The 14751-nt window shown below is 60.8% G+C and carries 10 protein-coding genes; 7 read left to right on the forward strand and 3 right to left on the reverse strand.

The genetic code is table 11. The features are described 5' to 3' along the window. Positions 1–4: 4 nt before the first annotated feature. Positions 5–2584, reverse strand: coding sequence for a replicative DNA helicase (gene dnaB / locus BEN48_RS07065; RefSeq protein WP_241502206.1), 2580 nt, complete (start codon positions 2582–2584; stop codon positions 5–7). A gap of 358 nt (positions 2585–2942) precedes the next feature. On the opposite strand from dnaB, the gene BEN48_RS07070 reads away from it, so the two are divergent. The 5 genes from BEN48_RS07070 to BEN48_RS07090 all read left to right on the forward strand — a co-directional run bounded on the left by BEN48_RS07070 (position 2943) and on the right by BEN48_RS07090 (position 9500). Then, positions 2943–4334, forward strand: coding sequence for a UDP-N-acetylmuramate--L-alanine ligase (locus BEN48_RS07070; RefSeq protein ID WP_262490084.1), 1392 nt, complete (start codon positions 2943–2945; stop codon positions 4332–4334). A 388-nt stretch (positions 4335–4722) separates the two neighbouring features. After that, positions 4723–5457, forward strand: a complete 735-nt coding sequence (locus BEN48_RS07075; RefSeq protein ID WP_070733899.1) for a hypothetical protein — start codon at positions 4723–4725, stop codon at positions 5455–5457. Between the two features lie 29 nt (positions 5458–5486). Continuing rightward, complete coding sequence (locus BEN48_RS07080; RefSeq protein WP_070733900.1) at positions 5487–6275, forward strand: hypothetical protein; 789 nt, start codon at positions 5487–5489, stop codon at positions 6273–6275. 491 nt (positions 6276–6766) lie between these two features. Continuing rightward, positions 6767–8284 (forward strand): T9SS type A sorting domain-containing protein, encoded by a 1518-nt coding sequence (locus BEN48_RS07085; RefSeq protein ID WP_206599831.1) that lies wholly within the window; start codon positions 6767–6769, stop codon positions 8282–8284. 709 nt (positions 8285–8993) lie between these two features. Beyond that, positions 8994–9500: a hypothetical protein gene (locus BEN48_RS07090; protein ID WP_125932517.1), complete on the forward strand. Its 507-nt coding sequence runs from the start codon at positions 8994–8996 to the stop codon at positions 9498–9500. 220 nt (positions 9501–9720) lie between these two features. Here the strand turns inward: BEN48_RS07090 and BEN48_RS07095 are convergent, their stop codons facing one another. Beyond that, complete coding sequence (locus BEN48_RS07095; protein ID WP_070733903.1) at positions 9721–10275, reverse strand: hypothetical protein; 555 nt, start codon at positions 10273–10275, stop codon at positions 9721–9723. A 333-nt stretch (positions 10276–10608) separates the two neighbouring features. Beyond that, positions 10609–11403: a M48 family metallopeptidase gene (locus BEN48_RS07100; RefSeq protein ID WP_070733921.1), complete on the reverse strand. Its 795-nt coding sequence runs from the start codon at positions 11401–11403 to the stop codon at positions 10609–10611. Positions 11404–11641: 238 nt separating this feature from the next. Between BEN48_RS07100 and BEN48_RS07105 the strand changes: the two genes are divergently transcribed. Together BEN48_RS07105 and BEN48_RS07110 are read left to right on the forward strand one after the other, a co-directional pair. Further along, on the forward strand, positions 11642–12256 hold the full coding sequence (locus tag BEN48_RS07105) for a fumarylacetoacetate hydrolase family protein (RefSeq protein WP_070733904.1): 615 nt from the start codon (positions 11642–11644) through the stop codon (positions 12254–12256). A 327-nt stretch (positions 12257–12583) separates the two neighbouring features. Continuing rightward, entirely contained in the window at positions 12584–14614 is a 2031-nt protein-coding gene (locus BEN48_RS07110; protein ID WP_158010119.1) for a M23 family metallopeptidase, read from the forward strand. Positions 14615–14751: the final 137 nt, after the last annotated feature.

Genomic DNA, 14751 nt, shown 5'->3' on the forward strand with positions numbered 1-14751 from the left:
TCAATTAAAACGGCGGGTCTTCGTGCTTGTTCATGTTGCCCTTCGGGAAGGGCACCGGCGACTCGTTAATCTTCGAGCCCAGGCGAATTGTGTTTGGTGCGAAGCTGCTGGGCTCGCTGTCGAAGTTGCTGGCCGGCAGGCCCATGGGCTGGTAGCCGCTGGTGTCAAAGGCGCCTTCGCCGTCGAGGTCGGCAAACTTGGTGAAGCGGCCGATGAACTTGAGCTGCACGGTTTCGAGCGAGCCGTTCCGGTGCTTGGCAATGATGACTTCGCCCACGCCCTGGGTTGAGTTGCCCTCGGCGTCCTGGTCGAGGCCGTAGTACTCGGGGCGGTAGAGGAAGATTACCATGTCGGCGTCCTGCTCAATGGAACCCGATTCGCGCAGGTCACTCAGCTGCGGGCGCTTCTCGCCGCCGCGGGTTTCCACCGAGCGCGAAAGCTGCGATAGCGCCAGCACGGGCACGTTCAGCTCCTTGGCAATGCCCTTGAGGGCCCGCGAGATGCTGGCGATTTCCTGTTCGCGGTTGCCGCCGCGGCCGTCGGTGTTGCCGCTCATCAGCTGCAGGTAGTCCACGATGATGAGCTGCACGTCCTTCTGCGAGCGCAGGCGGCGGCACTTGGTGCGCAGTTCCCTGATACTCAAAGCCGGCGTGTCGTCAATGTAAATCGGCGCGGCCGAGAGGTCGGTAATCTTGTGGTTGAGCTGCTGCCACTCGTGGTCGGCCAGCGTGCCCTTCTTGATTTTGTCGGAATCCAGCTCCGCCTCGGCCGAAATCAAACGATTGACCAGCTGCAGCGAGGACATTTCCAGCGAGAAAATGGCCACCGGCCGCTTAAACTCCACCGCCGCGTTGCGCATGGCCGATACCACGAAGGCCGTGTTGTGCGTCACGGTCATGTCCTGGAGCAGGAACAGGCGGTTGCCGTCAATCTCGAAGCCGTAGTAGTCGTCCACGTTGTCGAATTCTACGGTGATGCCGGTCTGGCGCCAGTCCACGGGCGAGGCCCAGGGCTGGGCCTGCTTGCGGGCCACGCGCACCGGCACGCGGTTGATGTCGCCGTAGAGGCGCACGCGCCACACTTCGCACTCGTAGCCGATGCTGGAAATGGTGGCGCGCTTCTTCGTGAGCGAGGTGCGGAAACCCAGCGAGTCGCCCAGGAATTTGACTTGCCGGGCCAGGCGGTGGTTTTTCTGGGTGATTTCGTAGCCGTTGGAAACGGGGTCGAGGTGGCCGTCGCTGTCAATCAGGCCGGCCAGCAGACGCAGGCGGTTCTCGGTGGAGTTGATGGCGTAGGCGCGGGGAATGTGCTTATCGCCCAGCACGCCCAGCTGACGCAGCTCGTCCTGCAGCGAGTATTCGGCAATGTTGCCGCCCTGCCGGCCGCGGGTGATGCCGTAGCTGTTGCAGCGGTTTTCTGCCACGCCCACCGTCACCTGCATATTCAGCGTGGCGGCGTACTCGTGCAGGTAAGCTATGATTTCCGGGTCCTGGCCCGTGATGCGGCAATCATTAGACGAGCCGTCGCCCAGCCACACACCCAGGAAATACGGGTCTACGGGCAGCTCCTGCGCCTCAAACTCCACCGGCACCTTGTAGCCTTTGTAGTTGGAGCGGAACTTCGGGCCTTTGGCCAGGTAGTCCTTCACGGTGATGTTCAGCACGTCGCCGTGGCGGTGCGGGCCTTCGTTAGCTTCGCTGACCTCCGGTTGTCGGCTGCGCTTGAGGGAGAGAATGTGGCTCTCGTTCACGCGGTAGTCGTCGCCCTTGTTCTGGCGCACCCAGTACATGTTTTCGCGGCCCCGCGCAATGCTCAGCACCCGGCGCGGGGTGGAGTCGTCGCCCATCAGCAGCTCGCCTTCGCGCACGTCTTCCACGTTGCGCAGGTCGCCGTCGAACATCAGCACCTTCGTGCCTTTGCCCAAACACTTGCCCATGCCTGGCCGGGCCGCAATAATCACCAGGTCAGAGGGTTGCCAGCCGCTAGTGACGCGGTCTAGAGCCGTGAAGCCGGTGGGCACGCCGGTGAGGCCGTCCTTCTGGTTTTTCTTCTCTTCGAGCTCCTTGATGGCCTTGCCCATCAGGCTGCGCATGTCGTCGAAGTTCTTGCGGATGTTCGACTCCGACACCTCAAACAGGGCCGACTCGGTGTTGTCGAGCAGGTTGAAGACGTCGGTGGTGTCCTCGTAGGCGTCGCGCAGGATGTCGCTCGAAATGCGAATCAGCTCGCGCTTGATGGCCGATTCGGTGATGATGCGGGCGTGGTATTCCACGTTGGCCGCCGAGTTGACTTTGGAGGTGAGGCTGGCCACGGCGAAGGGCCCGCCAGCGGCTTCCAGAGCGCCCATTTCGCGCAGCTCGTGCACCACGGTGAGCTGGTCGATGGGCTCCGACTTGTCAAACAGCCGGATGATGGCCTCGTAGATGAGCTTGTGCGAGGCCTTGTAGAAGCTCTCGGGCTTGAGCAGGTCGATGACCGAGGTGAGGGCATCTTTTTCCAGCATGAGCGCGCCAAGCACGGCCATTTCGAGCTCGGGGGCCTGCGGCGGCAGCTTGCCGGCCGCGCCCGCGTTGAAGGGGACCATCCCGGCAGCGCCGCGGGGCCCCAAAGCCGCTTTGGCTCGGGCTGCGGATTGCTTCAGGCGGTCGTCCATCCGGTCTTGCATAGCATCTCAGGGGTATAGGGCAGCGATAAAGTAGGGTTGGGCTTTTCCCGGAAGTCCGGCCGCACACCATGTATACAAAGCTAACCCCGGGAGCGGGGAAAAGATAGGCGGCGGAAGTCGATTCTTTTGGTTATGGCAGAGCTCCGGCGGCGCAGATTGTGTACTTTCGCGGCCCGCTAATTGGGTTGTCAGTTGTCGGTTGTCAGTTGTTAGGATTGTTCTAAAACCGACAACCAACAACTAACAACAAGCAACTACCAACCGACAACAAACCACCTTGGAAGCAACGAGCCGCAGCCCGAAACCAGAAGCCATTCACCTCATCGCTGTGGGCGGCAGCATCATGCACAACCTGGCGCTGGCCCTGCACCGGCGCGGCGCCCACGTGACGGGTTCCGACGACGAGATTTTTGAGCCCGCCAAAGGCCGCCTGGCCGCTGCCGGCCTGCTGCCCGCGCAGGAGGGCTGGGACGTAGGCAACATCACCCCCGGCCTCGACGCTGTGATTGTGGGCATGCACGCCCGCCCCGACAACCCCGAGCTGCTCCGGGCCCAGGAGCTGGGCCTCAAAATCTATTCCTTTCCCGAGTACATCTACGAGGCCAGCCGCGACAAGCAGCGCATCGTCATCGGCGGCTCGCACGGCAAAACCAGCATCACGGCCTGCATTCTGCACGTGCTGCGCTACCACGGCCGCATTTTCGACTACGCGGTGGGGGCCCAGCTGGCAGGGTTCGACCTCATGGTGCAGCTCACCGACGAGGCGCCCATCATCATCATCGAGGGCGACGAATACCTGGCCTCGCCGGTAGACCGCCGGCCGAAGTTCCACCTCTACCAGCACCACATCGGCGTGATTTCGGGCATCAGCTGGGACCACATCAACGTGTTTCCCACCGAGGAAAACTACCGCGAGCAGTTCCGCATCTTTGCCGACATGACGCCCAAGGCCGGCGTGCTCATCTATGACCGCGACGACGAGCAAACCCAGCTCATTGCCGTGCCCAGCAACCCCGACGTGACCTACGTGGGCTACGGCCCGCACGAGCATGTCATCCGCGACGGGCGCACGTACCTGCTCAATAAGAAGGACGAGGAAGTAGCCATTCAGGTGTTTGGCGAGCACAACCTGCGCAATATTTCGGCCGCCAAAGAGGTCTGCAAGCAGCTGGGCATCAAGGGCAAAGACTTCTTCAAGGCCATTGCCTCTTTCCCCGGCGCGGCCCGGCGCCTGGAACTGGTGAAGGAAGGCGCCACCTCGGTGGTGTACAAGGACTTTGCCCACGCGCCCAGCAAGCTCAAGGCCACGTCCACGTCCTTTAAGAAGCAGTTCCCCCAGCGGCGCCTGGTGGCCTGCCTGGAGCTGCACACCTTCAGCAGCCTCAACCCGGCGTTTTTGCCGCAGTACGCCCACTGCTTCGACGCGCCCGACGTGGCCGTGGTGTACTTCAACCCCCAGGTGCTGGCCCACAAGCGCCTGCCGCCGCTGGCTGCTGCCACCGTGGCCGAAGCCTTCCAGCGCCCCGACCTGCGCGTGATTACCGACAGCGCTGAGCTGGCCGCCTTCCTGCGCGAGCAGGAGTGGGCCAACGCCAACCTGCTGCTCATGTCGTCCGGCACGTTCGACGGGCTGGACCTGCCGGCGCTGGCCGCTGCGGTGACGGGGTAACTGCTGTCGTTGTTTTTTTCTCGCCGCGCCGCGTGGCTGCCCACACCCAGGGGCGGCCGCGCGGCGCGGCGCTATTTATGGGGGCTGGAAACAATGAATAATCCAGCCGCAGCTGCCTACGGACGGTCTTTTCAATTCTGTAATCCGGCCGATGTCACAATTGAAATATAGTTGGGCAATGCTGTTTAAGTTAACCCCCGCGTTGAGCTGCTAAAAGGGCATTTGCGTTTTTTAATCAAGGTTAAATTTTTTTTTTTTGTGAATTAAATGCTAGTCACAAAAACGGCTGTTTTGTCCTTTTTTGGCGGCACAATTGCCGCTCACCTTTGCCACCGGGTTCTGCCAGGGGCACATCGTTGCATCCTCCCACTTTTCTCTTCCTTTTCTCATGTTGATTACCCGCCTATTGCCAGTAGCTTGCTTGCTGGCCCTCACCGGTGCGGCTCAGGCCCAAACCGCCTCGCCTGACACGGCCCGCTTCTATAAGCACCACCTGGGCCTGACGGCCAGCCCACAGCTCGACGGCTTCTTTCGCAACAACCGCAGCCTGTCGGTGGGGCTGTTTTATCAGCGGCAGTTAACCCAGACCAAGTCTTTGCGCCTGCGCTTGGTGGGCCAGTTAAGCTACGCCGACTCAACCAACTTTGACGACAATCCTGGAGGTGTTATTGATGCCTACGTGAGCGGCCCGAGCTACCGCAGCGGGCAGGTGCAAGCTTTCGCCGGCTACGGCTGGCAGCGCCCGCTGGGCCGGCGCGTGGCCCTGGACTATGGCCTGGAAGCGGGCCTGGGCTACCAGCGGTTGAGCTTTTCTGCCGCCCGCCGCTATCCTTATTCGCCCGGCGGCTTTGTTGTTGATTATTTCGAGCGCACAACCCAGGCCTTTCAGGTGCAGGCACGCCCCTTTGCCGGATTGAGCTACCGCCCCACGGCCCGGCTGCGCTTGTTTGCCGAAACGGCTCTGCCACTGACCTACACCCATCAGCGCGTGAGGTACCAGGTGCGCGGGGAGTTTACGAAGCCCGACGAGGCCGACCGCTTCCTCTACCAGCGGGTCCGCGCCAACCGCGTGGGCCTGGCTTGGCGGCCGGTGCAGCTGGTGGGGGCCACCTATGCGTTTTAATCACCCATTCACTTCTTTTCCATAGTCCCATGAAAGCATTCATTACCCGCCTGTGCGCCGCCGTGCTGCTGCTGGGGCTGCCGGGCCTGTCCAACGTGGCCAGTGCCCAACCAAGTACGCTCACCAATTCCAACGCTACGGCCCAGGCTCAAACGCCCGCCCCAGCCCCCGACACCGCCCGCTTCTACCGGCACCACCTGGGCCTGACGGCCAGCCCGCAGCTCGACCAGTTCTTTAAAGTGAACCGCAGTCTGCCGCTGGGGCTCATCTACAAGCGACAGACCAAGCCCGGCCAGGCGTTGCGCCTGCGCTTGGTGGGGTTTTACGGCCGGCGTGATACGGTGGTGACAATCCCGCCAACCACCAGTACCGGGCCGGACACCCGCAGTTGGGCAGTCAATGCCTTCTTTGGGTACGAGTGGCAACACGCGCTCAGCCGCTGCTTCAAGTGGGGCTACGGCATGGAAGCCGGGGCTGGGTACGACCGACAAGACCTACGCTATGCGTTGCAAGTTATCAATCAATCGCCACAGGGGCCGTTCGTGACGACCCGAACCGGCTCGGAATACGTCCGGCGCTGGCTGGTACAGGGCCGGCCTTTTGCTTCCATTTCCTACGCGCTGGGCGCGCGCCTCACGGTGTTCGCCGAAAGCTCCTTGCCGATTGTCTACGCCAGCCAGGAGCGAAGCGGGGAATGGGTTGAGCGGTTCAGTAACGGCGTTTCCTGGCGAAGTTCAGGACCGGGGTCTACAAAAAATAGCTATTTCACCTTTCATTTTAAGCCTGTTCAATTAGTGGGCATCACAGCTTCTCTTTAGTTTTCACCTATTTCCTCATTAACATGAAAAACAATTACTTACGAGTGATAACGCTTGTATTTGGATTTCTGCTGATTGGACAAGCGCGAATAGCCTATGGGCAACTCAGGTCTATTCCGGACCCGCACCAAGCAGGAGCGGTATGTGCTGGCCGCACCTATGCTTATTCGCTCAGCAACGATTCAAACACTGACGGATGCAGCACCATCACTTGGACGGCTGTGGGTGGTCGAATCACAAGCGGTCAGAATTCGCGACTAGTCTCTGTCATTTGGGATGACGTGCCCACTGATGCAAGCACCACGCCTTTCTCAAGTTATTTGCAAGCTGTGTTAAGTGGTTGTACTGATGCTAGTAAAAACAGCATTCAACCCACAAGGCTGAATGTTTTCGTCAGTTCTATTATTGACAAAACGCCCGGTCCTTTGCAAGTCGACGGTACCACCGTATCCAATCCTTACAGCTTGCCTTTTGGCGATAACACGGGTCTTGTGTTGAAGGTACCGGCGCTGTCCCTGCCGCAAAGCCCGGCACCGAACCAAGTGGCCCGGTTCGCTGTGACGTATCGCTGGATTATTCCCAGCGGCTGGCGCTATACCGATGCGACCGGCAACAACGTTATCCGGACTTCTGACGGCACCACTGCGGTAGACGTCACCGATGGCTACCAGGCTGCGCTGGGCACGGGCGTTCAGGGCGGCAATCAGATTAGGGTACTTCCGGCACCCAGCACCGGCGGCACCATCAGTGTGCAAGCCATTGATAACACCTGTAGTGGCCGCACCAATCCCGGCGCAACGGTGAACTCCATTAGCAGGGTTTTCAGCACAACGGTCAACCGGCCCACGCCCGCGCTCACTATTGTCAGCAATCGCACCCCGCAGGGTGGGCCGCTGACCCTGTTCTGCGGCGAATCGCTGTCTGACCAGCAGGTGCGTTACCTCACCGGCCCGGTTCCGGCCGGTGGTGGGTTCAGCAGTCCGCTGTTTGCCGTGAGCGGGGTGGTTCGCTCGTTTTGCTGCCTCAACTCCAACAACCCGGGGCTGACCCTCAACGGCGTGGGCACGGGCAGCATCGGCCTGACGGCCACCTATACCCGCAACGGGGCCAGCACCACCGTGACGGCCGCGCCGGTCGCCGTAACGGTGCGCTCCGACCTGGCCCCGCCCGTGTTCACCGCCCTGCCCAACCTATGCCAGGGCGAAACGAAGACCCTGCGGGTGGCCCCCGTGCCCGGTGCGCAAAGCTACCAGTGGACGCTGCCCAGCTCGTTTCTCACGCCCACTACGGTGGCCCCTACCGCGCCCGGCAGCTATCGGTATATTACACAAGGGCCCGAGATTACGGTAACTGCCTCCTCGGCTCCCTATTCCTCCGGTTCCGTGCTGGTGGACGTGGTAGCCGGCGGCAGTGGTTGCGGGAGTAGCTCCGCCACTGGTTCCGTCATTGTGGGACTGGGCGACCGGGTGCTGGCCGTGACGCCCAGTCCGGGGTCGGTTTTCTACTACGACCAGGTGTGCGCGAATCAACCCATTCAGTTCACCGCCACCATCGACCAGCAGCAGGCAACTGATGTCAGCTACAGCTGGGAGGTGGACGGCGTTGCCGTGGCCACTAGTGGCTCGACCATCAATGCGTATACCCCAGGGCCGGGCCAGAGCATAAGCGTGAGTGTAACGGCTTCTTCTGCCTGCGGCAGCCTCATCGCAACCCGCACCTTGTATGCGGCCAGCAGCATCGACGGGCAGCCGTGCGAGGCCGGGGCGTACCGTACCACGCCAGCGCCCGAAGCCGTGTACCCCAACCCAGCCGATGATAAGCTGTATGTGCAGCAGGGCGGGGGCGAGGTAACCCTCTACAACCTGCAAGGCCAGCCGGTGAGCCACCGCAGTGCCAAGCCCGGTCTGATACACCTCAACACAAAGCACTTGCCAACGGGGCTTTACATCCTGCACTACCCCAACGCGACCGGCCAGACCGTGCGCCAGCAGGTGCGCATCGAGCATTAGTCAAAGTCGGAAAAAACTGGTCAGCAATCAAAAAAGCCCGCTATGCAGCGGGCTTTTTTGGCGTCGAAGCCGGCTTGCGCTGGCCGCCACGGTGACGGGGTAGCTGCTGTCGTCGCCTTTTTCTCGCCGCGCCGCGTGGCTGCCCACACCCAGGGGCGGCCGCGCGGCGCGGCGCTATTTATGGGTGTTGGCAATACGGGGTAATCCAACCAGCGACGAACATTGGCAGGCTGCCCGATTCTTTCATCAGGCCAATGTCGCAATTGAAATATAGTTGGGCAATACGGTTTAGGTTAAAGTCTGCGTTACGCTACTGAAAGGGCATCTGCGTTTTGTAATCAAGGTTAAATTTTTTTTTTGTGAATTAAATACAAGTCACAAAAACGGCTGTTTTGTCCTTTTTTGGCGGCATAATTGCCGCTCACCTTTGCCACCGGGTTCTGTCAGGGGCACATCGTTGCATCCTCCCACTTTTCTCTTTCTCTTCTCATGTTGATTACCCGCCTATTGTCAGTAGCTTGCCTGCTGGCCCTGACCGGTGCGGCTCAGGCCCAAACCGCCCCAGCCCCCGACACCGCCCGCTTCTACCGGCACCATCTGGGCCTGACGGCCAGCCCCGTGCTCGACGGCTTTTTTCGCAACAACCGCAGCTTGCCCGTGGGGCTGCTGTATAAACGGCAAACCAGGCCGCCGTCTGTTGCGGCTGGGGGTGCAACTCAATCAAAGCTTAAACAACCGACTGGACAGCCGGCCCGACCCGTTATACAATTACGACTACACCAACGACAATTTTGCAATGGGCGTGACGGCAAAAGTGGGCCGCGAGTATTCCCGAGCATTGTCGCGTCGTTGGACAGCCACGGCGGGTGCTGATTTAGCAACTGGCTTTAAGTACATGCGTTCGCATGTGGAAGGAACGACGAACGCGGGCAACGGGGAAATTGCCCGCAAAACAAGTACTAGCGTCGACCGATATTACCAAGTTGCACTTTTACCTTTTGTGGGTGTTCGCTATGCCCTGCACCACAAGCTGTACGCAACTGCCGAAGCAACCGTGAGCATGGCTTATGCGAGGGTTAAGGCCACAGTTGAGGGGTCGACAGTCGGAATAATTAGCCAGCAGGAAACCGATGTCATAACCGGCAACACTCGATACAACTTCGTGAACGTGACATTTATGCCCATCAATCAGATTTTACTGCATTATCTGCTTTAGCATTCTTTATTCACTTTTTTTCAACTCAATTGTTGAAAACTAACAACTCCTTAACTTGAAGGAGGTAATGCTACACAGTATCGCGCCAAAACCAAAAAAGCCCGCTATTCAGCGGGCTTTTTTGGTTTTGGCGCGGGCTTGCGCGGCCGGTTGGTGTCGGTGGTGATGAGCAGCGCCAGGGCGGTGAGGGCGGCGCGGAGCAGCCATTTGCCGGTGGTGTTCATCGGGCGGTGAAGAGGGAGTTGTTGACTTCTACTTTGAGGTCGCAATGGCTGCCGGGGGCGTTTTCGGAGCAGATGGCGCCTACAATGCGGCCGTTGTCGAAGTTGAAGTAGCAGGCGGGGCAGCCCACGCTGCTGAGAATGTAGCGCTCGGCGCCGGGGCGCAGGTAGTAGGTGTCGTCGCCGCCACTGGTAAGGGGCAGGGCCATGGCCCGGAAGCTGCCGCTGCGCAGGCCCATGCCAATGAGGTAGTAGGTCACGGGCCCGCCGGCGTCCACGGGGGCTTTGCGCACCTGTATTTTGTCGATAACGGTGCCGTCGCCAAATTCCCGGATAAAGGCCGTGGCCAGCTCACTGCGCGAGGTGGTGTACTCGGCGGTGCTGTCGGTGAAGTGCACAATCTGGCGGCTTTCGGGTTTGGCCAGCACGGCACCTCTAACGCGGTTGGGGCTGCCGAACTCACTAGTTGTCGGTTTCGTCGATTCGCAGGACATCACCAGCAGAACCAGGATGCTCAGCAAGCCAAAGCCCAGCAGGCGGGAAATAATACGCATGTGCAGAGGGTGATAAGTAACGGTTCGGGAGAAAACGAATGGTCAAATAGCAGGCCAAGGTACTCCAACCTCGAACCGGTACTTATAAACTTAGCCGGATACGGCCCGTGATGCGAAGTAGATGTCCATAATGAATCGAACATAAAAGAACGTCATGCTGAGCGAAGTCGAAGCATCTCGCGTGTGGCAGTAATTCAATGGACTGAATTTGCTATGGCACGCGAGATGCTTCGACTTCGCTCAGCATGACGTTCTTTTTTAATTCAATTACGATTACTTATGCGCTACTGCTTAAGCGTGGTGGGCCGTATCTGGCCAGGCAATTATTGAAAACTAGCGGGGCTTGTAGTACTTGCGGGCCTGGGGCAGCTCGCGCTGAATGTCGGCGATGCGGGTGCCGCTGGAGGGGTGCGTGGACAGGAATTCGGGGGGCGAGGCGCCGCCGTTGGCCTCCATGCGCTGCCAGAACGCAATGGCTCCTTCGGGATTGTAGCCGGCCAGGGCCATGAATATCAGGCCCAGGTGGTCGGCTTCGCTTTCCTGGTTGCGGCCGTAGCGGAGCATGCCCAGCTGCGAGCCCACGCCAAACGCCTGCAGCGCCAGCTGCTGCGTAGCGGGGGCGTTGGTAGAGAGGGCCGCCGACAAGGCCTGGCCGCCCAGCTGCTGTATCAGGCCCTGGCTCATGCGCTCGGAGCCGTGCTTGGCCACGGCGTGCGCTACCTCGTGCGCCATCACCACGGCCAGGCCGTTTTCGTCCTGCGTAATGGGCAGGATGCCGGTGTACACGGCCACTTTGCCGCCGGGCATGGCCCAGGCGTTCTGCTGCTTGTCGTCCTGAATGACGTTGAACTCCCACTGGTAGCCGGCCAGCTGGTCGGAGGCGTTCTGCTGGCGGAAATAGGTGTCCACGGCTGCCTGAATGCGCCGGCCCACGTTGCGCACCAGGTTTACCTGCTGCGAATTGTTGGACAGCGGGCCTTTGGCAATGACTTCGCGGTACTGCTGGGCGGCCAGCGTGTTGATTTCGGCATCGCTGACCAGGCTGAGCTGGCGACGGCCCGTGATGGGCACCGTGGAGCAAGCGGCCAGCACCGTGAGGCTGGCGAGGAGGGCGAATTTTTTTAGCATGGCAATAATAAGTATGTATGGAAACAAGCGGCGGCTAAAGGGCGAAGTGTTTTTTCTGGCTGCCCGCCGCCGTGGGTGGGGCCCAAACCGGGACCGCCGTTGCCAGCTATACGGCAGCAGGGCGGGTAAAAGTTTAGCGGCGGCGGGCCAGCGGGGAGGGAAATGCCGCCGCCGGGTTGCCGCAAGCCCGCGCCGGGCCGTAGTTTTGAGCCTTGCCCGTTACGCCCCGCGCTTCCTTATGAAAATCATCTGCATCGGCCGCAACTACGCCGACCACATTGCCGAGCTGCACAACGAAGTGCCCTCGGCCCCCGTCATTTTCCTCAAGCCCGAAACCGCGCTGCTGCAGCGGGGGCAGCCGTTTTTCGTGCCGGAGTTTTCGCAGGACATTCACCACGAGCTGGAGCTGGTGCTGCGCGTGTGCAAAAACGGCCGCCACATCGACGAGCAATTTGCCCCCACCTATTTCGACGCCATTGGGCTGGGCATCGATTTCACGGCCCGCGACCTGCAGAGCGAGCTCAAGAAAAAGGGCCTGCCCTGGGAGCTGGCCAAGGCCTTCGACGGCTCGGCCCCCATTTCACAGACCTTCAAGCCGGTGGCGGAATTCGCCGATTTGGCCAACATCAACTTCCACCTGACCGTGAACGGCGAAACCCGCCAAACCGGCAACTCGGGCCTGATGCTGCACCCGTTTGCCCGCATCATCAGCTTCGTGTCGAAGTACATTTCCCTGAAAATGGGCGACCTGATATTTACCGGCACGCCCGCCGGCGTGGGCCCCGTGAAGCTGGGCGACCAGCTGGAAGGATTTCTGGAAGACGAGAAAATACTGGAGCTGGGCATTCGTTAGCCGGGCGTTGGAGCAGTGAAGCGGTTTATATAATCAGCAGAACGTCATCATGCCGAACAACCAGCAAGCACGTTGCCACTCACGAGAACGTCATGCTGAGCTTGTCAAGCATCTCTACCGCAGTAGTAAAATTGATTACTTGCCCGGTAGAGATGCTTCGACAAGCTCAGCATGACGTGCTTATAAATTCCAAACACGATAACAAAGAGGCCGCGCCGGTGGCCGGCAGGACTGTTGTTAGGGAGAGTGCCACGCTAAAGCCTGGCAAACTAATTGCGCCGCCTACGTATGAACCAGGGTAGGAGTGAGAGCATAAAAACCGTTGTTGTGATAAGAAAGAAGTTGAAAGTGAGCGTTTTCAGGAATATTGCCAAGCTGGTTTTGGGGCTTGGAGTGGTGGCGGGGGTGGTAGTGCCGGGCCTGGCCGACGGCCAGGAGGCCGACACCGCGGAGCGAGCTAGCTCCATCAGTGAGATGCTGGCCCAGGGCCGGCCCACGGTGCCGCCCGGGTATTTTCTGTTTCCCATTGCGCCGGGCAAGCCCGGTTTTCTGGCCGGGAGCATGGGCGAGCTGCGGCCCAACCACTTCCACGGCGGCCTCGACATCAAAACCGGCGGCGGGGTAAATCAGCCCGTGTACGCTGCGGCCGAGGGCTACATTTCGCGCCTCAAGCAGTCGTCGTTCGGCTACGGCAACGTGCTCTACATCACGCATCCCAACGGCCTGACCACCGTGTACGGCCACCTCAACGAATTCCGTGGCCCTGTGGCCGCCGAGCTGCAGCGCCGCCAGTACCAAAAGGAGAGCTACGAGCTGGAAGCCTTCTTCGAAAAAGACCAGTTTCCGGTGAAGCGGGGCGAGGTGGTGGCCCTGTCCGGCAACACCGGCGGCTCGGCGGGCCCGCACCTGCACTGGGAAGTGCGCGACGCGCAGGACCGGCAGTACAACCCGCTGCAGTGGGGCGGCTTTCCGGAGATACAAGACCACGTAGCGCCTACGCTGCAGGCCTTCGGCCTGGAGCCGCTGGGCATCGACTCGCGGGTGCAGCGTGTGTTTGCCAAGGCCGTGTTTGCGCCCAAGGTGCTGCCGGGGCCGGGTGCGGCCACGGTATGGCCCGACACCATCAGCTGCTTTGGCGCGGTGGGCCTGCTCATTCAGGGCTTCGATAGGTTTGACAATGCCTGGAACAAAAACGGCATTCAGCGCGTGACGATGCAGGTGAACGGCCAGCCGTTCTACGAGCACAACATCGACGCCGTGCCCTTCCCGGTAGGCACGCGGCAGGTGGCCAATTTTGTGGATTTCGCCTACCAGTACGGCCAGGGCCGCACCATGCAGAAGCTGTGGGTGGACGAGGGCAACGACCTAAGTATATACAACACCGGCCCCACCAAGGGCCGCCTGCTGGTAGAACCGGGCAAGGTGTACAACATCGATATCACGCTGGCCGATTCCTACAACAACCAGACGCCGGTGCGCTTGGTGCTGCGCGGCGAGCAGCCCGCCTACTTCAAAACCCGCTCGGCGGCGGCCAAAAAGCCGGCCCTGCGCTTTGAGGTCACGCGCAACCTGCTCAAGGCCGTGGCCACGGACCCCAGCGCCGACTCGGGAGCTGCTAATCTGGTGCTGCTGCGTGGCAGCCGCCGCCTCGAAATTAAGCCCAGCTACACCCAAAACAGCGAAAACGTGTACCTCTACGACCTGCGCGCCGGCTTGCCCGATTCGCTGCGCTTCGGGGGCATCACCAAGAAATTTGACCGGCAGCTGCTGGTGGCCGCGGGCAAAGAAACCAGCTACGCCACCGCCTACCTCAACCTGGCTTTCGGCCCCGAGTCGGTGTTCGACAACGTGTACGTGGGCACCACTTTCCTGCCCGAAGCCACCGGCCGCGGTTTCTGGACGGTGGGCAGCCCCGCGCTACCCCTTTACCGCCCCGTCACCCTCACCCTAAAGCCCGCCACCCCGCCCACCGACCCCGCCCGCACCGCCATTTACTCGGCTACCAAAAACGGCGGCAAGGCCTATGTGGGCGGCAAGTGGGACGACAAAGGCCAGATTACGGCGTCTATTCGGCAGTTCGCCTCCTACCGCATTCTCACCGATTCGGTGGCGCCGAAGGGCAGCCTGGCAGGGCGGCCGGCCGGCCAGTTGCTTTTCCGGGTGAGCGACGACCTCTCGGGCCTGGCCAGCTACCGCCTATTTGTGGGTGGCAAATTCCGGCTGTTGCGATTCGAGCACAAGAACTCCACGCTCTTCACCGTACCCACCGACACGCTGGGCCCGCGCCTGCGCGGCCCCGCCGAGCTGCGCCTCACCGACCAGGCCGGCAACGAGCGGGTGATTCCGCTGAGCTTGTAACCTGTGGTGAATAGCACAGGAAAAACAGAACGTCATGCTGAGCTTGCCGAAGCATCTCTCCTGCGCCTCTTGTCATCCTGAGCCCAGCGAAGGACCTTGTCCCCGAGAAACGAGTTGTTCGCCGGTGAAAGGATGCT

This window comes from Hymenobacter glacialis (assembly GCF_001816165.1).
Classification (GTDB): domain Bacteria; phylum Bacteroidota; class Bacteroidia; order Cytophagales; family Hymenobacteraceae; genus Hymenobacter; species Hymenobacter glacialis.